Source organism: Enterobacter sp. A103, from assembly GCF_034427535.1.
In the GTDB taxonomy this organism is placed as follows: Bacteria; Pseudomonadota; Gammaproteobacteria; order Enterobacterales; family Enterobacteriaceae; genus Enterobacter; species Enterobacter asburiae_B.
Genome location: NZ_JAXQPQ010000001.1, coordinates 639,107 through 656,920 on the forward strand (window position 1 = coordinate 639,107; position 17,814 = coordinate 656,920).

The window sequence follows — 17,814 nt, forward strand, 5'->3', positions numbered from 1 at the left end:
CTTAGCATTTACGCAAGTAAGTGAGCGAGTCCCGGTATGCCCGAGCCGGATCCTCGGCGCGAACACGGCACTCATACACCACGTAACCCCGGTAGTTATCAGCACGCAGCCGATCGAAAAGGCTGGCAAAATCGAGGCTGCCGCTGCCCGGCTGGTAGCGGTGGTTATCTGCGATGTGCACATGGCCCAGCAGATCGCGGTGCTGATGCAACGCATCCGTCAGCGAGTCTTCTTCGATGTTCATATGATAGAAATCGCCGATGATCTGCACGTGCTTCAGGCCGTTCTCTTCGATATAGCGACGCGCGTCAGCCAGGGTGTTGATCATGTGATCCTGATAGCGGTTCAGCGGCTCCAGATAGACGGTCGTTCCGGTGCGCGCCGCCACCTCATCCAGCCAGCGCAGGGAGGCGCTTACGGCCTTGCGGTCACCGTCCAGGCTGCGCGGGGAGGTCATTGGCGGCAGACGGAAGGTAAACATCCCCCAGGCAGCAGGCACGATAATGCCCTTGCCGCCCACTTCAGCCAGCGCTTCCAGGATACGTTCAATCTGCTTTAACCCGTTCAGACGACGTTCTTCGATGAAGTCGCCAATCCAGCCATCGTATCCGCCACAGGCCGTCGTCACCGGCAGACCGGTGGCCTTAATCGCCGCTTTTACCTCGGCGAGGTTTTCCACCAGCAGCTTGCCGTCAATTTCGTAGCCATCAAAACCCATCGCTTTGATGTACTGGAATTTCTCCATGATATTGACCGGGAAAAAGGCCTGATTTTGTGTTGCGATTTTCATGTTTTGCTTTCCTTAGCTTAAAAAGTAACGCCCATTTTGATGCTCAGTTCCGGGTGCTGATCGACATACTTCATGTAGCTTTCCGGGCTGGTGGTGAAGGTGACGACCGGGTCGATGAGATCTTCACAATTCAGATAGCCGTTCATCAGCAGTTCCCAGCAGGTCTCTTCAATACGTTTACGGTTCCAGCGCGGGTAATCCGGGTTGGGTTCGCTGCAGGCGCGGGAGAAGACAATCTTCGCGTTATTGAAATGCGCTTCGCGGCCGAGGTTAAAACCTTCCGCAAACGGTTTCGCGAAGGCTACGTAGGAGATAGTGCCGCCATAGGCGAGCCCGCGCAGCGCGGACTGCAGCGCATCTGCAAAGCCGCTGGTTTCGATGATCACGTCCGCGCCCTGCTTCCCGGTCAGCTTTTTGATTTCCAGACCGACATCGGTGCCGATTGGGTTCAGACAGTGGTCAGCCCCATGACGGCGGGCAATCTCACAGCGGTGTTCGATAGGGTCGACGCCGATGACGATTGACGCACCGGCTTTTTTGGCCAGCTGGATCGCAATTTGCCCAATGGCTCCCAGACCGACCACGACAACAAAGTCGCCCACGCGAACGTTGGCATCACGCACGCCGCTCATGGCGAACTGCGCCGGATCGTAGCAAACGGCGTTTTTCCAGGAGGCGCCCTGCGGCATTTTGCGCAGCTTATAGTTATTCACCGCGTTAACGATCACCGTTTCCTGCAGCGGTGCGTAGCAGCAGACGCTGTCGCCGATCTGGTATTCCGTGACGTCAGCACCGCATTCGATAATCTCGCCAACAATCATATTACCCAGCTGGAACTTACCGAATTCGATCCCGCGGGCCGCCCCCTCTTCACGCGGCGTGAACATCTGCCACTCCGCGTTGAACTCTTCGTCAATAAACGGACTGGCGGCGCGGAAATCCACCACTTCGGTACCGTGTTTAGGCGCGCCAAAGCGGGCGCGAATTTTCACTTCATGGACGGCAACCGGACGATCTTCATATTCCACCAGCGCCGCCACGCGTGGCGCTGTCGCAACTAATTTTTTCATGACTGACTCCTTGTTAAAATTGGCCGCCTCAGCCCTTCACGCCACCGGCGGTCAAACCACTTTTAATAAAACGTTCAGACAGGGCGTACATGATGACCACCGGAAGCGCCGTCACCAGCGATGCCGCCATCATGCGACCCCAGATATAATCTGGCGTGCTAAAGAGCGTGTTCAGCCCAACCGGCAAGGTGAAATGGCTGGCGCTGGACAGGAAAATGGACGCAAACAGATAGTCGTTCCACGCCACCATGAAGCAGTAGACAAACACCGACACGAGCCCGGAAATCGCCAGCGGCACGGTGATGCGAAAGATGATTTGCAGGCGGTTAAGGCCGTCCATCATCGCGGCTTCTTCGATTTCGTCCGGGATGGTGTCGAAATAGCTGCGCAGCATGAACACCGCTGTCGGTAACGTTTGGGTCACCATGGTGATAATCAGCGCCAGCTCGGTGTCGTAGATCCCAAGGGCAGTGATGATTTTGAACAGCGGCACCACCAGCAATATCCCGGAGAACATGTAGACGGTGTAGAAACTCGCATTGATCGTCGTGCGGCCCTTAAAACGCAGTTTGGACAAGGCGTAAGCCCCCAGCGTGCCGAGAAATACGGCAATCACCGAGGAGGTCAGCGACACCACCATGCTGTTTTTGAAATAGTCCACGAACGGGAAAATCAGAGGGTTAAAGATGTCGACGTAATGCTGTAGCGTCCACGCCTGCGGCAAAATGGTCGGGTTAAGCGATATCGCCTCTTTCGCACTCTTAAACGACGTCATCAGCATCACGAAGAACGGGAACAGCGTGATGACCAGAAACACCGCCAGCCCGAGATAAAAACCAATACGGCTCAGTACGCGTTTATTTGTTGCCATTGAGGTTTACCCTTTTTCTGGTCAGCAGAATCACCGCGAAGATGATCACGAACAGCACGACGGAGATCGCCGCAGCCTTACCCAAATCATTGAAAGCGAATGCGGTTTTGTAGAGGTAGACGCCCAAAATATCGACCTTGGTCGTCAACAGGTAGACATCCGCAAACATGTAGAACATCCAGATAGTGCGGAGCGTCACCACCGTTGCCAGCACCGGCATAATCGCGGGCAGCGTAACGATTCGGAAACGCTGCCAGGCATTCGCGCCGTCCATTTCCGCCGCTTCATACAGCGACTTATCAATGGTCTGCAAAATCGCGAGGAACGAAATGAACGCGTACGGGAAGTAGCGCCAGATGGCGAACAGCACCACCAGTACAAAGCTGCTGCCAGGATTGTCGAACCACAGCGGCGCCTGGTCATACAGATGCAGCAGGTCAACGCCCAGATAGTTCACAATGCCGTAGCCGTTGTTGAACATGTATTTCCATGCAAAAACCAGCGAAATGGACGGGGTGACGTAGGACAAAATCACCAGTGAACGTGCCGTTTTCCGCAGACGGAATTCACGGTTAAAGAAGATCGCCACCGCCAGCCCCAACCCCGTGCTGCCGATCACCACCAGTGCGGTGTACCAGAACGTCATCCACAGCGAGTGCCAGAATGCTGCATCACTGAGAATGCGAATGTAATTATCCAGCCCGACAAACACAGCGCTAATGCGCGGGTTAAGCGGCAGACGTAAGAAACTGATTTCAATATTGGAAATCATTGGCCAGGCCACCAGGCCCCCCAGCAAAATCAGGCTGGGGGCCAACAGCAGCATGGCGAAAGGCATATCTGAACGACCAGAAAACAACGTCTTCATAATTTCCTTCCGCAGAGCGCTCCTATCGTTGTGAAATCAGATCGGTCAAACGCTTCTGGCTGTCACTAAGCGTGTTGCTGAGATCTTTTTTCCCCACCGTGACGTTATGCACCATGGAACTGATGATGCCGGACCCGGTAACGTCGCCCATGCGAGTGAAGTTTTTGTCGCCCACGGCGCCAAACACCTGCACATTAGGGAACTGCGCAATCAGTTCGTAAGGCAATTGCCCAAACGCTTTAATCACATCGTTGTTTTTCCAGGTATCGGTGCCCACCACCAGCTTGTTCACCGGCAGTGCCGCGCCGGGCGACATCATGACCCAGTCGGTTGCGTTTTGAGCCTGCTCCATCCAGGTCACAAACTTTTCAGCCGCCTGGGTCTCATCTTCGGTTTGACCGGTGGTAATCGTCAGCGACGTGACCATGCCGTAAACGGCAGAAGAGGTTTCTGTTGGGACGACGAAGCCCAGGTTGGCAGGGTTTCCGTCCTGGAATACCGCCGGAAGGATGTAGGTGGAGTAAACCGCCATCGGCGCAGAACCGTTCATGAAGGCATCTTTGATCTCCATGACGTCGTTTGAACCCGGCATGGTGGTCGCGGCCAGATCTTTATAAAACGCCAGGGCTTTTGCCATTTCAGGGGTATCGATGTTAACGTTCCCTTTGGCATCAAAAACGTTCGCGCCGCCAGAAAGCGCAAACTGGGAGAATGCCTGCTCCGTCATCACGCTTTCCGCGGTGGGCAGTGCAATGCCGTAATGTTTTTTGCCCGGGTCGTTAAGGCTCTGGCTGGCTTTCAGCAGCTGCGCCCAGTTATGCGGCTCCTGGATACCCGCCGCAGCCAGCGCATCTTTGTGATACCAGACGCCGGATAGCCAGGCGCTGACTGGCACACCCGTCCAGGCAGAACCGTCTTCCGTACGAACAACACGCAAGATGCCGTCATAGAAGGTGTCCTCGCCTACCGCTTTAATGGCTTCGCCGATAGCTTTGCGATCCAGCAGCTGTTCCTTGTCCATGACTTTCGCGTAGTCATGGCTGACTTCAATCACCTCTGGCAGCGCGCCCGTTCTGGCGAGCGTAATAACCTTGGTGTTGTAGGCATCCTCTTCGACCGGCACCTGTTTCACCGTGATGCCGGGGTTCTCTTTCTCGAACTTTTCGATAAGCTTCGTGATAACCGCCTGGCGCTCCTGCTCGACTGACGAGTGCATAAACTCAATGGTGACAGCAGACTTTTTGTCGTCCTTGCATCCTGATAACAAGGCGCACGAAACCAGTGCTGAAATCAGCACAATTCTGGGCATTTTCATTTTTAAGGTCCTTTTTAGTTTTCTTTAATCCACAACACCTGCCATGGATATAGGGTCAGCGTTTTATCTGTAATATCTTTCCCGGAAATCAACTCCGTTCCGGAATGAATATCGGATTCCACCGTTTGAATGCCGTCACTGAAATTAAACAGCGCCGTTACTTTCTCACCACAACCCGCCACGCGAACGATTTTTAAAACATGTTTACCTGACGCACTGAAATAAGCTTCACTGTCAGGATGGAATGCTTTCTCCGCCCGACGCAGCGTGATTAACTGGCTTAGCGAGCAATAGACCTGAGAACGCAGGCTATTTTTATCTTCAAGCAGGCTATCAATTTGCCCTGCCGTGTATTTCTCACGATTAATCGCACGGTTATATCCCAGGCGTTCAACACCTGCATAATCATTACGGGAACCGAGAATGCTCTGGATATAAACCGCAGGCACGCCTGGGAAGCTTAAAAGGACGGCATGCGCCAGAATAAACCGGGCAATCCGTTGGCTATCAAGACTGTCACGCGTACTTAAAGCATCCAGATAGGTCACATTAATTTCATAAGGACTGCGTGTACCATCCGGGTTATTTTTCCAGTTAACCAACGCCCCTTCAGCCTGAAGTTTTTCCACAAGCGAGAGGATTTCCGACTCGGGTAAAATTCCGCGTAACGGATTCAGACCAATCCCGTCATGCGAGGCCAGGAAGTTAAACCAGGTGGTTTTAGTGGAAGGCAACGTCAGCGACGCTGCCCACTGGCTCAGCGTCCCGACGTCCTGAGAATGCACCGCATGCAGCACCAGCGGGGGCAAAGAGAACTGATAAACCATCTGCGCTTCATTTTCGCCGTCACCGAAGTAAGCAACGTTATCTTTATGCGGAACGTTCGTCTCGGTAATAATCACCGTTCCAGGGGCGACAGCCTCGGTAATCGCGCGGAAAAGCTGGATGAGCTGGTGAGTTTGCTCAAGGTGGATGCAATTTGTTCCGGGTATTTTCCACATGAATCCCACCGCATCCAGACGAATGTATCGCGCCCCTTCAATCAGGTAATGCAGCAGCACGTCGACCATCGCGATCAGCACCTGCGGAGAGGCGAAATTGAGATCGACCTGGTCCTCGCTGAAGGTGGTCCACAGGTGTCGCACGCTGCCGTCATGCAGCGTGAAAGGTGTAAGAAGCGGTAAGGCACGCGGACGCGTCACCGCGGATAAATCTGTTTCAGGATCGACAGAAATAAAGAAATCTTCATATCCTGGCATTTGCTTCAGATAATTAGCGAACCATTTGCTTTTGGCTGACATATGGTTGCATACGAAATCGAACATTAAACTGGCTGACTGTTTTAATTCAGCAACGTCTCGCCACGTTCCGGTTTCCGGTGCAACCTCGTGATAATCGATAACAGAAAAACCGTCGTCCGAAGACCATGGATAAAAAGGCAAGAGATGAACATGAGAAAAAGAACGAGAAAGCCACCTGTTATAAAAACGTGTAAACACCGGTAGCGCCTTCTCCCCTTTCGCTGAAAACTGATCGGCATAGGTGATCAGGACAACGTCTTTTTCATCCCAACCCGTTTTACGTTTTTCCGTAATAACAGAAGCGGCCTTTCCAATATTTTCCAGCAGCACATTAAGATGGGCGTCAGAAAACGTTTCCCCGTAAACAAGATTAATGAGTTCTTTAATTTTTGTATTCATTTCATTTTCCATGGTAGCGGTCCCACGGAGTGGCAATCTACTCCCATGAAAAATATCTGTCAACGGACCAGAAAGGAGAAAAAGGTGATTGCAAAGCAGCTCAGCGCAATATTGTGAGCTGCCGCAAAGAAAGAACCGGGAAAAGAGGAAATGCGGTTAACCGTCGCCAGTCCCTCCCCCGTTAGGGAAAGGGCTAACGCCAGCAGGAATTATTGGGATAAGTAACGGCGAGAAAGCCGTTTTGCCACCTTTTGCAGCAGTGGTTCGAGCGGCACGGCCAGCACCATTCTGACCGGTTTGCGGGCAACGGATTTGATCGCCCAACCCGCCACACCTGCCGGGCCGAACCGTAACGCGGTCAGCAGGACCAGTTTACCTGCGATTTTCAGGCCGGGTTTTACCTTCTGACCGGCCTGTTGCCAGTGTTGTTTCATCTCATCTCTCTCTTAAAGCTGACGAAAGCGACTTCTCAGCGTAAAGGTATCCGACGTGACATAGCGTTCCATTTCCCGTAGCCGCTTCTCACCGGCGGCGAGTTGCTCATCAACGGCATTGAGAAGATCGCTGCTGGTCGGGGCTCCCTCCGCAGCCAGTTCTCCTTCGGGCATCGGGTCAAGAACAAAGGACAGGACGATGTATGCCACCAGGGTAATAAACGCCAGGCCAAAGAAGATCGATAGCACCGCGACCACGCGGACCAGCTTGACCGGGACATCAAGATAGTGAGCCAGCCCGGCACAAACGCCGCGCACCATGCCCTGCTGTGGAATACGCCACAGCTTTTTGTTCAGATTCAGTCCAGACATTAACGGTCCCTCCAGTTTGGATGCTCAGCATCCAGGATGGCTTCCAGCGCCTGAATGCGTTCGCGCATTTTGTTCGCCTCGTCGGAGAGCTGTACCAGACGCTGTTGTTCACTCTGGGAGAGTTCGCCCCGAGAAGAACGGTTGCTGTAGTGCAGCCATAGCCAAATCGGCAAAACGAACAGCACGAAAATTGTCAGGGGAATGGCCAGAAAAAGCGCGCTCATGTGTACTCCTTGTCTTATGATGCGGCACGCTCAGGTGCCGCAGGAATTATTATTGGTTGTCTTGCTTCATTTTGGCTTTCAGTGCCGCCAGCTGCTCGCTGATTTCATCATCAGCCTTCAGATCGGCGAACTGTTGATCCAGCGACTTCTGCTTGCCGATGCCGTGGCTTTCGGCTTCCGCTTCCATGTGGTCGATACGACGTTCAAACGATTCAAAACGCGCCATCGCTTCATCAAGCTTACCGCTGTCCAGCTGACGACGCACGTCGCGGGAAGAGCTTGCCGCCTGGTGACGCAGGGTCAGCGCCTGCTGACGCGCGCGGGTTTCGTTAAGTTTATTTTCAAGCTCACCAATCTCTTTCTTCATACGGGTGAGCGTGTCATCCACCAGCGTGACTTCATGCTCGAGCGTCGCGACCATATCAGCCAGCTTCTGTTTTTCGATCAGCGCCGCACGGGCCAGATCCTCTTTGTCTTTACGCAGCGCCAGCTCCGCTTTATCCTGCCATTCGTTCAGCTGAGCGGTTGCCTGTTCAATACGACGCGTAAGCTGTTTTTTCTCCGCCAGCGCGCGGGCGGAGGTTGAACGCACTTCAACCAGCGTGTCTTCCATCTCCTGAATCATCAGGCGGACCAGCTTCTGCGGATCTTCCGCTTTCTCAAGCAGTGAGTTGATGTTGGCGTTCACGATGTCGGCAAAACGAGAAAAAATACCCATAATCAAATCCTCATAGTTCTGTTATCGGGCTATGCCCTGCTGTACGGATAATACAAACATCATGCCAGGTTTTTATCTTATTGATTTTACAGAGCCTGATTGATTTTTGCGCAGCAACGGACTATTCTTCCCTGGTGAATATCGCTAAGGAGTGGTTAATTTCATCATGCCCGGATACAAAGACAATTTACTCGGCGAAGCAAACAGCTTTCTCGAAGTGCTGGAACAGGTCTCTCGCCTGGCGCCGCTCAATAAACCGGTGCTGATCGTCGGTGAACGCGGAACGGGGAAAGAGCTGATAGCCAACCGTCTGCATTACCTCTCCGGGCGCTGGGATGGCCCCTTCATTTCCCTTAACTGCGCGGCGCTGAATGAAAACCTGCTCGACACCGAGCTCTTCGGCCATGAAGCGGGGGCGTTTACCGGTGCCCAGAAACGCCATCCCGGACGCTTTGAGCGCGCCGACGGCGGTACGCTGTTTCTGGATGAGCTGGCCACCGCGCCCATGCTGGTGCAGGAAAAACTGCTGCGCGTGATTGAGTACGGCGAGCTGGAGCGAGTCGGCGGCAGCCAGCCGCTGCAGGTTAACGTACGCCTGGTGTGCGCCACGAACGCCAACCTGCCGGAGATGGTGGCGGAGGAGAAATTCCGTGCCGACCTGCTTGACCGCCTGGCCTTTGACGTCGTTCAACTTCCTCCCCTGCGCGAGCGCAGAAGCGACATCATGCTGCTGGCTGACCAGTTTGCGATTCAGATGTGCCGCGAGCTCGGACTGCCGCTGTTCCCCGGCTTCAGCGATTATGCGCAGGAGACGCTGCTGGCTTACCACTGGCCGGGAAATATCCGTGAACTGAAAAACGTCGTGGAGCGCTCCGTCTATCGCCACGGCAGCAGCGAGACGGAGCTGGACAATATCATTATCGATCCTTTTCAGCGCAGCGCAGCGCCGCTACCCACACCAGCGTCTTCAGGCGATCGCCCTACTCTCCCCCTTGATTTACGCCAGTTCCAGAACGATCAGGAGAAACAGCTGCTGGAGCAAAGCCTGAAGACGGCAAAATATAACCAGAAACGGGCGGCTGAACTGCTGGGTCTGACCTACCATCAGTTAAGGGCATTGCTCAAAAAGCATCAAATGCGCTGACAATATCAGCACTTACCTGCAGACATTTTTACGAAGCAGGCGTAAGTGCGATACACTTTGCAGATCGAACCTAAAAACCTTAAAAATTATGCGTCTGGTTTTATCGTCCTTTTTAGCACTCGGTCTGTTTAGCAGCCTGGCCTTTGCCGCGCCCGGGCAAACTCCCCAGCCTGACATTCGTGACAGCGGCTTTGTCTATTGCGTAAGCGGCCAGGTGGATACCTTCAACCCGCAAAAAGCGGGCAGCGGCCTGATCGTGGATACCCTGGCCGCGCAGCTTTACGACCGTCTGCTTGATGTTGACCCATACACCTACCGTCTGGTGCCTGAGCTGGCGGAAAGCTGGGAAGTGCTGGATAACGGCGCAACCTACCGTTTTCACCTGCGCGATGACGTCGCGTTTCAGCGCACGCCTTGGTTTACCCCCACGCGCAGGCTGAACGCAGATGACGTGGTCTTTACCTTCCAGCGCATCTTTAACCGCAACCACCCGTGGCATAACGTTAACGGGGATAATTTCCCCTATTTCGACAGCCTGCAGTTTGCCGACACCGTCAAGAGCGTGCGCAAGCTGGACAACCGGACGGTTGAATTTACGCTGACGCGCCCGGATGCCTCCTTCCTCTGGCACCTGGCGACCCACTATGCGTCAGTCATGTCCGCTGAATATGCGGCGAACCTGACGAAAAAAGATCGTCAGGAGTTGCTCGATCGTCAGCCGGTCGGCACCGGTCCGTTCCAGCTCGCTGAATACCGCGCCGGGCAGTATATTCGTCTGCAGCGTCATGAGCATTTCTGGCGCGGCACCCCGCTGATGCCGCAGGTGGTGGTCGATCTCGGTTCAGGCGGAACGGGACGTCTGTCGAAACTGCTCACCGGGGAGTGCGACGTGCTCGCCTGGCCCGCGGCCAGCCAGCTCACCATTTTGCGTGACGATCCGCGCCTGCGCCTGACGTTACGCCCCGGCATGAATATCGCTTATCTGGCCTTTAACACGGATAAGCCGCCGTTGAATAACCCTGCCGTTCGTCACGCTCTGGCGCTGGCGATTAACAACCAGCGTTTGATGCAGTCGATCTACTACGGCACGGCGGAAACCGCCGCCTCAATTTTACCGCGCGCCTCGTGGGCCTATGACGGTGAAGCTAAAATTACGGAATACAATCCGGCAAAAGCGCGTGAACAGCTGAAGGCGCTGGGGGCGGAAAACCTCACTTTGCAGCTTTGGGTGCCAACCAGCTCCCAGGCGTGGAACCCGAGCCCGCTCAAGACCGCCGAACTGCTGCAGGCAGATATGGCGCAGGTGGGCGTCAAAGTGATCATCGTACCGGTTGAGGGCCGTTTTCAGGAGGCGCGCCTGATGGACATGAATCATGATTTAACCCTGACCGGCTGGGCGACCGACAGTAACGATCCGGACAGTTTCTTCCGGCCGCTCCTGAGCTGTGCGGCGATAAATTCGCAGACCAACTACGCCCACTGGTGTAACCGGGAGTTTGACGCCGTGCTGCAAAAAGCGCTGGCTTCCCAGCAGCTGGCCTCACGCATCGACGCCTATGATGAAGCGCAGAAGATCCTTGCCCAGGAACTGCCGGTGCTGCCGCTGGCCTCTTCCCTGCGTCTTCAGGCCTATCGTTACGATATTAAAGGCCTGGTGCTGAGTCCGTTCGGCAACGCCTCGTTCGCCGGCGTGTCGCGTGAAAAAGAACAAGAGGTGAAAAAACCATGATTATTTTTACCTTACGTCGGCTCCTTTTGCTGCTGGTGACGCTCTTTTTCCTGAACTTTGTCGGCTTCAGCCTGAGCTATTTCACGCCCCACGCCCCGCTCCAGGGGTCGTCGCTGTGGGATGCCTGGCTGTTCTGGTTTAACGGGCTGTTGCACTGGGATTTCGGCGTGTCCAGCATTAACGGACAGCTGATTTCCCAGCAGCTGAAAGAGGTTTTCCCGGCCACGATGGAGCTGTGTATTCTGGCCTTCGGCTTTGCCCTGATGGTCGGCATTCCCGTGGGCATGCTGGCCGGGATCTATCGCAATAAATGGCAGGATAAGTTTATCAGCGCCCTCGCCCTGTTCGGCTTCTCCATCCCGGTATTCTGGCTGGCGCTGCTGCTGACGCTGTTCTTCTCGCTGACGATGGGCTGGCTGCCGGTTTCAGGTCGCTTTGACCTGCTCTATACGGTTAAAACGGTGACGGGTTTTGCCATCATTGACGCGTGGCTGTCCGATTCGGTGTGGCGCCATGAGATGATCGTCAGCGCCGTGCGCCATATGGTATTGCCGGTACTGACGCTGGCGGTTGCGCCAACAACCGAAGTGATCCGCCTGATGCGCCTGAGCACTATTGAAGTGTTTGACCAGAACTATGTCAAAGCCGCGGCCACGCGCGGGCTGTCACGCCTGACCATACTGCGCCGCAACGTCCTGCACAACGCGCTGCCGCCGGTAATTCCGCGTCTGGGATTACAGTTTTCCACCATGCTGACGCTGGCGATGATCACCGAGATGGTCTTCAGCTGGCCGGGCCTGGGGCGATGGCTGATTAACGCCATCCGCCAGCAGGACTACGCCGCTATTTCTGCGGGCGTGATGGTGATTGGTTCGCTGGTGATTATTGTTAACGTGTTGTCCGATATTCTGGGTGCCATGGCTAACCCATTGAAGCATAAGGAATGGTATGCCTTACGATAGCGTATACAGTGAAAAGCGCACGCCCGGCGTGCTGCGTACCGTGTGGCGTAAGTTCTATGGTGACACCACGGCGATGATCGGCCTTTACGGCTGTGCCGGCCTGGTGTTGCTTTGCGTCTTTGGCTCGTGGTTTGCGCCGTACGGCATCGACCAGCAGTTCCTTGGCTATCAGCTGCTGCCGCCGTCCTGGTCGCGCTACGGCGAAGTCTCTTTCTTCCTGGGAACGGACGACCTCGGACGTGACGTGTTGAGCCGCCTGCTGAGCGGTGCAGCCCCGACGGTCGGCGGCGCATTTGTGGTGACGCTCGCGGCTACGATCTGCGGGCTGGCGCTCGGTATTTTTGCGGGATCCACCCATGGCCTGCGTTCGGCGGTCCTTAACCACATTCTGGATACGCTGCTGTCGATTCCATCCCTGCTGCTGGCGATCATTGTTGTTGCCTTTGCCGGCCCGCACCTGTCGCATGCCATGTTCGCCGTATGGCTGGCTATCCTGCCCCGCATCGTGCGCTCGGTTTACAGCATGGTGCATGATGAACTGGAAAAAGAGTACGTCGTTGCCGCGCGTCTGGACGGCGCGACAACCTTCAACATTCTGTGGTTTGCCGTACTGCCCAACATCGCCGCCGGGCTGGTCACTGAGATCACCCGCGCCCTGTCGATGGCGATCCTGGACATCGCGGCGCTCGGCTTTCTCGACCTCGGTGCACAGCTGCCGTCGCCCGAATGGGGTGCGATGCTCGGCGACGCGCTGGAGTTGATCTACGTGGCACCGTGGACGGTCATGCTGCCGGGTGCGGCCATTATGGTGAGCGTGCTGCTTATCAACCTGCTGGGCGACGGTATTCGCCGTGCAATTAACGCGGGGGTGCAATAATGCCGCTTCTTGATATTCGCAACCTCACCATCGAATTCAAAACCGGTGAAGGCTGGGTTAAAGCCGTCGATCGCATCAGTATCACTCTTGCAGAGGGAGAAATACGCGGGCTGGTGGGGGAATCCGGCTCGGGAAAAAGCCTGATTGCCAAGGCTATCTGCGGCGTGGCGAAAGACAACTGGCGCGTGACGGCAGACCGTATGCGTTTTGATGATATCGATCTGCTGCGCCTCTCCCCCCGCGAGCGGAGAAAGCTGGTCGGGCATAACGTCTCGATGATTTTCCAGGAGCCGCAGTCCTGTCTCGACCCGTCCGAACGCGTGGGTAAACAGCTCATGCAGAACATTCCCGGCTGGACCTATAAAGGCCGCTGGTGGCAACGCGTTGGCTGGCGCAAGCGCCGCGCCATCGAGCTTTTACACCGCGTTGGGATTAAAGATCACAAAGATGCGATGCGCAGCTTCCCCTATGAGCTGACCGACGGCGAATGTCAGAAAGTGATGATTGCAATCGCGCTGGCAAATCAGCCGCGTTTGCTGATTGCGGATGAGCCCACCAACGCGATGGAACCCACCACGCAGGCGCAAATTTTCCGCCTGCTGTCGCGTCTCAACCAGAATAACAACACCACCATTTTGCTGATCAGCCATGACCTGCAAATGCTCAGCAAATGGGCGGATAAAATTGACGTCATGTACTGCGGGCAAACGGTCGAAACCGCGCCGAGTGAAGATCTGATCGGCGCGCCGCATCATCCGTATACGCAGGCGCTTATCCGCGCCATTCCGGATTTTGGCAGCGCGATGCCGCATAAGAGCCGCCTAAATACCCTGCCGGGGGCGATTCCGCTGCTGGAATCCCTGCCGATAGGCTGTCGTCTGGGGCCAAGGTGCCCCTATGCTCAGCGTAAATGTATCGAGACGCCACGCCTGACCGGGGCCAAGAATCATCTGTACGCCTGTCATTTCCCGCTGAACATGGAGAGAGAGTGAAATGGTCGAAACCTTACTGGAAGTTCGCAACCTGAGTAAGACCTTTCGCTACCGTACGGGGCTGTTTCATCGTCAAACTGTCGACGCGGTGAAGCCGCTGAGCTTTACGCTGCGTGAAAAACAGACCCTGGCGATCATCGGCGAGAACGGTTCCGGGAAATCCACCCTGGCGAAAATGCTCGCCGGCATGGTTGAACCCACTGCAGGCGAAGTGTTGATTGACGATCATCCTCTGACGTTCGGCGATTACTCTTTTCGCAGCCAGCGCATCCGCATGATTTTCCAGGATCCCTCAACCTCGCTTAACCCGCGCCAGCGCATCTCTCAGATCCTCGATTTTCCGCTGCGCCTGAACACCGACCTGGAGCCAGAGGCGCGCCGTAAGCGCGTATTTGAAACCCTGCGTATGGTTGGGCTGTTACCGGATCACGAAAGCTACTACCCGCATATGCTGGCCCCCGGCCAGAAACAGCGCCTGGGCCTGGCGCGTGCGTTGATTTTGCGGCCAAAAGTGATCATTGCGGATGAAGCGCTTGCCTCGCTGGATATGTCGATGCGCTCGCAGCTGATTAACCTGATGCTGGAATTGCAGGAAAAACAGGGGATCTCGTATATCTACGTCACCCAGCATCTGGGAATGATGAAGCACATCAGCGATCAGGTGATGGTCATGCACCAGGGCGAAGTGGTCGAGCGCGGCAGCACGGCGGATGTGATGGCCTCTCCGCTTCATGAGCTGACAAAACGGCTGATTGCCGGTCATTTTGGTGAAGCATTAACCGCCGATGCGTGGAGAAAGGACCGCTAAGCGCGACGCTCAACACAAATTGCCCCACTAAATTAAGGATTAAATAGCCTGCGTGCGCTATTTAATCCTTTAATTTTTCGTCTCCATCCCTGCTCCATATTTTAAGCAATATCAATCAACAGTTCTTCTCCAGAATATCCGGACATTACGGAGGAGAAGAAATGAACACCGCCACTTACATTTTAAAATACACAGAGTATCTCATCAGAAAATGCCGCTCATTTTTAATGACGGACCTGCATTTTCATACCGTGAGGCTTAAGAAAACAACCGGGGAAACCCCTGACATTAACTCGCCCACGACGTTGAGTGAAAAAATATGTCATCGTCTGGTCTATGACCATAATAACTTCTACACGATGCTTGCCGATAAACTCGCCGTTCGGGCATACGTTTCCTCCAGAACAACGCGCGTGAAAACGGTGCCATTAATCGGCGTTTATACCAGGCCGTCGCAGATTGATTTTTCAGTTCTTCCTGACAAATTCGTCCTTAAGTGCAACCATGACAGCGGCAGCACAATAATATGTACAAACAAAGCGCAATTTAATGAAAAAGAAGCGTGTAAAAAGCTGAGCCTCGCGTTAAAGAAAAATCTTTACTACACCACGCGCGAATGGCAGTACAAAAACATTACGCCGAGTATACTTTGCGAGCCGTTTGTCGATCTCTTCGACGACGCTGACAGGAATACAACGCCCGAAATGCTGAGGATCCATTGTTTTCACGGCGTTGCCCACTATGTAGAAGCGGATTTTACGGATGATAACGGCAAAGGGTTTATCAACGTTTATGACAGGTACTGGAACTTACAACCCTTCCGGATGGAATATCCAAATACTTCAGCAGAACCAGGCGAACCGCTCTTATTCCGCCAGGCTTTGTTGGCCTCCCAGGAGCTGGCGGATGGAATTGACTACTGCCGCGTTGACCTTATGCTAAAAAAAGATGAAATCTACTTCAGCGAAATAACCTTAAGCCCGAGACGCGGTAAGCTGACGATTACCCCGCAGGAGTGGGATGCTAAGTTAGGAAAAATATGGCATTTATCGCCGGCAGGCACATTTGACCTGCCGCTGAAGCTCACGAGTCGGGCCAGGTGAGTTTAAATATCGAGTGGTTTTGCGTCGATAGGGTATAGGTAACATCGCCACCATGAGCCAGCATGATGGCTTTTACCACCGACAAGCCCAAACCACAGCCTTCCGGGTTCACATGTCTGGCGCCATTATCGCGCTGAAAGGGCTGAAACAGGAAATCATGAAACTCTCTGGGGATGCCCGGTCCCCCGTCCTGAATAAGGATAAAATTGCCTTTATCAGAAACGCCATTTTTCACGATGAGCGTGCGCGAGGTTGAATAGTGTAAGGCATTATCAAATAAAACGGTCAAACACTGATTGATGCGCAATGGATCGAATACGCATTGCTGCTCCCTCAGGTCTGTATTGACGGTAAACGCCTTACGGCTGAACTCGGGCATGAACGTATCGAGTGCGTTCTGTATTGTCCCTTTTAGATCCGTTCTTGACTGGCATAACGTGTATCCCGCCCCGCCATCCGAACTGATAACCCGGAGATCTTCAATCAGGCGGGTTAACCCTTCCGTCTGTTTGAGAAGATTATTAAACAGCACCGGATCCGGGGTAAAAACGCCGTCAACCAACCCCTGAAGCCGTCCGCGTAAGATCGTGACCGGGGTTCTCAGCTCATGCGCGATAGCGGCATTCCAGGATTTCCTCTGAATATCCAGCGTCTGTAATTTTTCCGCCATTTCATTGAAATCCGTCACCAGGTGATTGATCTCACCCAGCCGGGAACTGGCGCAGAATGCCCGGGCGTCCAGATCGCCCTGAGAAATCTTTTTCAGGCTGGACGCTACCGCGTTTAGCGGGGTGAGGATCCGCGATGACAGTTTGATCGTGAAAAAGAGCGCGATAATCATACTGATCGTTGTCGCGGTCCCAATCCATACCCAGTCCCACATCGTCATCTGCTCGTCATCGCCCGCAGCAGGGCCGCCCGGGAGGTGATCCAGAATAAAGGTGTAAAAAAACCAGGAGCCGAGTATGGCGATGGCAATGATCGTAAACGTCAGCAACAGCATATACGTTAAGATCTGACGGCTCAGAACAGACTCTTTGTTCATTTCTTTTCCCCAAGCCGGTAGCCCATGCCTCTGATGCTCTCGGGAACACCGTAGAGGCCGGCAAGCTCCAGTTTTTTACGCAACTTGCTCATATGGCTGTCGACCGTTCTGTCGAGCGTATCCCCTTCCGGCAGACACGCGTTGAGCAGCTCTTCGCGGGAGCAGACCTTTCGCGGATATCTCACCAGGTATGTGAGCAATTTAAATTCGGTCGTCGTTAATACCGGGGAGACAACCTCTGCGCCCACGGTGACTTCCACGTAGAAGTCATCCGGATAGACCGTTATAAAGGGCGTTCTGAGCGGCTGGGAACCCGCCTGCTGAAGCGCGGGTTTTGTCCTGCGCAGCACCGCCTCAACCCGGGCGACAACTTCAGAAGGGTTGAAGGGTTTGATCACGTAATCATCCGCGCCCAGCCTCAGCCCCATGAGCTTATCGACATCCTGATCGAGAGCGGAAACCATGATGACGGGGACAGTACTTTCCTGACGAAGCGTGGTAAGTACGCTCCAGCCGTCACATACGGGCAGGTGAATGTCCAGCAATATGAGATCCGGTTTATGGAGGCGATTGAGCGCTATGGCCTGTTCGCCCTGCCTGGCTCGGAGCGTTTTCATTCCCGAACGATCCAGGTAGCTCATCAGTATATCGGCAATTTCGTCTTCATCTTCAACAACAAGGATCAGCGTATTTTTGTGCATTTTATCTCCGCGGGTGAAATCCCTTTGAGCTCGCTATCAGATATCTTTAGCACAATAAGACACAGCCTACGGGAAAAAGTGCCGTAGCTAA

The 17,814-nt window shown here is 54.3% G+C and carries 19 protein-coding genes; 7 read left to right on the top strand and 12 right to left on the bottom strand.

Features of this window, described 5'->3' with window-relative positions; genetic code table 11:
- Position 1 precedes the first annotated feature (1 nt).
- From SPH27_RS03060 to pspA, 10 genes are all read right to left on the bottom strand, one after another.
- The gene (locus SPH27_RS03060) at positions 2-790 is read right to left on the bottom strand and encodes a sugar phosphate isomerase/epimerase family protein (protein WP_182071730.1); all 789 of its coding nucleotides are present in this window, start codon (positions 788-790) and stop codon (positions 2-4) included.
- 17 nt (positions 791-807) lie between these two features.
- Positions 808-1,860 carry a zinc-dependent alcohol dehydrogenase gene (locus SPH27_RS03065; protein ID WP_033145724.1) on the bottom strand — a complete coding sequence of 351 codons (1,053 nt, stop codon included), beginning with the start codon at positions 1,858-1,860 and terminating at the stop codon, positions 808-810.
- Positions 1,861-1,888: 28 nt separating this feature from the next.
- Entirely contained in the window at positions 1,889-2,731 is an 843-nt protein-coding gene (locus SPH27_RS03070; RefSeq protein WP_033145725.1) for a carbohydrate ABC transporter permease, read from the bottom strand.
- Entirely contained in the window at positions 2,718-3,599 is an 882-nt protein-coding gene (locus SPH27_RS03075; RefSeq protein ID WP_023312040.1) for a carbohydrate ABC transporter permease, read from the bottom strand. The genes SPH27_RS03070 and SPH27_RS03075 overlap by 14 nt, the downstream gene beginning before the upstream one ends.
- Positions 3,600-3,621: 22 nt before the next feature.
- Positions 3,622-4,914, bottom strand: coding sequence for an ABC transporter substrate-binding protein (locus tag SPH27_RS03080; RefSeq protein WP_182071731.1), 1,293 nt, complete (start codon positions 4,912-4,914; stop codon positions 3,622-3,624).
- A 14-nt stretch (positions 4,915-4,928) separates the two neighbouring features.
- On the bottom strand, positions 4,929-6,626 hold the full coding sequence (locus SPH27_RS03085) for a sugar phosphorylase (RefSeq protein ID WP_284593357.1): 1,698 nt from the start codon (positions 6,624-6,626) through the stop codon (positions 4,929-4,931).
- A 197-nt stretch (positions 6,627-6,823) separates the two neighbouring features.
- Positions 6,824-7,048: a phage shock protein PspD gene (gene pspD, locus SPH27_RS03090; RefSeq protein WP_322435584.1), complete on the bottom strand. Its 225-nt coding sequence runs from the start codon at positions 7,046-7,048 to the stop codon at positions 6,824-6,826.
- A gap of 12 nt (positions 7,049-7,060) precedes the next feature.
- Positions 7,061-7,420: an envelope stress response membrane protein PspC gene (gene pspC / locus SPH27_RS03095; protein ID WP_023312044.1), complete on the bottom strand. Its 360-nt coding sequence runs from the start codon at positions 7,418-7,420 to the stop codon at positions 7,061-7,063.
- Positions 7,420-7,644, bottom strand: a complete 225-nt coding sequence (pspB, locus tag SPH27_RS03100) for an envelope stress response membrane protein PspB (protein WP_023312045.1) — start codon at positions 7,642-7,644, stop codon at positions 7,420-7,422. The genes pspC and pspB overlap by 1 nt, the downstream gene beginning before the upstream one ends.
- A 49-nt stretch (positions 7,645-7,693) precedes the next feature.
- Complete coding sequence (gene pspA, locus SPH27_RS03105; RefSeq protein WP_182071733.1) at positions 7,694-8,362, bottom strand: phage shock protein PspA; 669 nt, start codon at positions 8,360-8,362, stop codon at positions 7,694-7,696.
- 166 nt (positions 8,363-8,528) lie between these two features.
- On the opposite strand from pspA, the gene pspF reads away from it, so the two are divergent.
- The 7 genes from pspF to SPH27_RS03140 all read left to right on the top strand — a co-directional run bounded on the left by pspF (position 8,529) and on the right by SPH27_RS03140 (position 15,977).
- On the top strand, positions 8,529-9,506 hold the full coding sequence (gene pspF, locus SPH27_RS03110; protein WP_182071734.1) for a phage shock protein operon transcriptional activator: 978 nt from the start codon (positions 8,529-8,531) through the stop codon (positions 9,504-9,506).
- Between the two features lie 88 nt (positions 9,507-9,594).
- Complete coding sequence (sapA, locus tag SPH27_RS03115; protein ID WP_033145731.1) at positions 9,595-11,235, top strand: ABC transporter substrate-binding protein SapA; 1,641 nt, start codon at positions 9,595-9,597, stop codon at positions 11,233-11,235.
- Complete coding sequence (gene sapB, locus SPH27_RS03120; RefSeq protein WP_023312049.1) at positions 11,232-12,197, top strand: putrescine export ABC transporter permease SapB; 966 nt, start codon at positions 11,232-11,234, stop codon at positions 12,195-12,197. Before sapA ends, sapB begins: the two co-directional genes overlap by 4 nt.
- Entirely contained in the window at positions 12,184-13,074 is an 891-nt protein-coding gene (sapC, locus tag SPH27_RS03125) for a putrescine export ABC transporter permease SapC (protein ID WP_032656751.1), read from the top strand. Before sapB ends, sapC begins: the two co-directional genes overlap by 14 nt.
- Entirely contained in the window at positions 13,074-14,066 is a 993-nt protein-coding gene (gene sapD / locus SPH27_RS03130; protein WP_033145732.1) for a putrescine export ABC transporter ATP-binding protein SapD, read from the top strand. Before sapC ends, sapD begins: the two co-directional genes overlap by 1 nt.
- A 1-nt stretch (position 14,067) precedes the next feature.
- A complete protein-coding gene (gene sapF / locus SPH27_RS03135) occupies positions 14,068-14,874 on the top strand; it encodes a putrescine export ABC transporter ATP-binding protein SapF (protein ID WP_023312051.1) in 807 nt (268 codons plus the stop codon).
- Between the two features lie 161 nt (positions 14,875-15,035).
- Entirely contained in the window at positions 15,036-15,977 is a 942-nt protein-coding gene (locus SPH27_RS03140; protein WP_094935682.1) for an ATP-grasp fold amidoligase family protein, read from the top strand.
- On the opposite strand, the gene SPH27_RS03145 is transcribed toward SPH27_RS03140, so the two are convergent.
- Both SPH27_RS03145 and SPH27_RS03150 read right to left on the bottom strand, forming a co-directional pair.
- Positions 15,958-17,022 (bottom strand): ATP-binding protein, encoded by a 1,065-nt coding sequence (locus SPH27_RS03145; RefSeq protein ID WP_322435585.1) that lies wholly within the window; start codon positions 17,020-17,022, stop codon positions 15,958-15,960. The two genes, SPH27_RS03140 and SPH27_RS03145, sit on opposite strands and share 20 nt — an antisense overlap.
- The gene (locus SPH27_RS03150) at positions 17,019-17,723 is read right to left on the bottom strand and encodes a response regulator (RefSeq protein ID WP_182071736.1); all 705 of its coding nucleotides are present in this window, start codon (positions 17,721-17,723) and stop codon (positions 17,019-17,021) included. The genes SPH27_RS03145 and SPH27_RS03150 overlap by 4 nt, the downstream gene beginning before the upstream one ends.
- Between the last annotated feature and the right edge of the window lie 91 nt (positions 17,724-17,814).

Excerpts from the sequence above, each read along its gene's own strand:
- SPH27_RS03150 (WP_182071736.1), bottom strand. The coding sequence starts at position 17,723 with ATGCACAAAAATACGCTGATCCTTGTTGTTGAAGATGAAGACGAAATT.
- SPH27_RS03075 (WP_023312040.1), bottom strand. The coding sequence starts at position 3,599 with ATGAAGACGTTGTTTTCTGGTCGTTCAGATATGCCTTTCGCCATGCTG.
- pspD (WP_322435584.1), bottom strand. The coding sequence starts at position 7,048 with ATGAAACAACACTGGCAACAGGCCGGTCAGAAGGTAAAACCCGGCCTG.
- pspA (WP_182071733.1), bottom strand. The coding sequence starts at position 8,362 with ATGGGTATTTTTTCTCGTTTTGCCGACATCGTGAACGCCAACATCAAC.
- sapB (WP_023312049.1), top strand. The coding sequence starts at position 11,232 with ATGATTATTTTTACCTTACGTCGGCTCCTTTTGCTGCTGGTGACGCTC.
- sapC (WP_032656751.1), top strand. The coding sequence starts at position 12,184 with ATGCCTTACGATAGCGTATACAGTGAAAAGCGCACGCCCGGCGTGCTG.
- SPH27_RS03080 (WP_182071731.1), bottom strand. The coding sequence starts at position 4,914 with ATGAAAATGCCCAGAATTGTGCTGATTTCAGCACTGGTTTCGTGCGCC.
- sapD (WP_033145732.1), top strand. The coding sequence starts at position 13,074 with ATGCCGCTTCTTGATATTCGCAACCTCACCATCGAATTCAAAACCGGT.
- SPH27_RS03085 (WP_284593357.1), bottom strand. The coding sequence starts at position 6,626 with ATGGAAAATGAAATGAATACAAAAATTAAAGAACTCATTAATCTTGTT.
- SPH27_RS03060 (WP_182071730.1), bottom strand. The coding sequence starts at position 790 with ATGAAAATCGCAACACAAAATCAGGCCTTTTTCCCGGTCAATATCATG.
- SPH27_RS03140 (WP_094935682.1), top strand. The coding sequence starts at position 15,036 with ATGAACACCGCCACTTACATTTTAAAATACACAGAGTATCTCATCAGA.
- sapA (WP_033145731.1), top strand. The coding sequence starts at position 9,595 with ATGCGTCTGGTTTTATCGTCCTTTTTAGCACTCGGTCTGTTTAGCAGC.
- pspC (WP_023312044.1), bottom strand. The coding sequence starts at position 7,420 with ATGTCTGGACTGAATCTGAACAAAAAGCTGTGGCGTATTCCACAGCAG.
- sapF (WP_023312051.1), top strand. The coding sequence starts at position 14,068 with ATGGTCGAAACCTTACTGGAAGTTCGCAACCTGAGTAAGACCTTTCGC.
- SPH27_RS03145 (WP_322435585.1), bottom strand. The coding sequence starts at position 17,022 with ATGAACAAAGAGTCTGTTCTGAGCCGTCAGATCTTAACGTATATGCTG.
- SPH27_RS03065 (WP_033145724.1), bottom strand. The coding sequence starts at position 1,860 with ATGAAAAAATTAGTTGCGACAGCGCCACGCGTGGCGGCGCTGGTGGAA.
- pspB (WP_023312045.1), bottom strand. The coding sequence starts at position 7,644 with ATGAGCGCGCTTTTTCTGGCCATTCCCCTGACAATTTTCGTGCTGTTC.
- SPH27_RS03070 (WP_033145725.1), bottom strand. The coding sequence starts at position 2,731 with ATGGCAACAAATAAACGCGTACTGAGCCGTATTGGTTTTTATCTCGGG.
- pspF (WP_182071734.1), top strand. The coding sequence starts at position 8,529 with ATGCCCGGATACAAAGACAATTTACTCGGCGAAGCAAACAGCTTTCTC.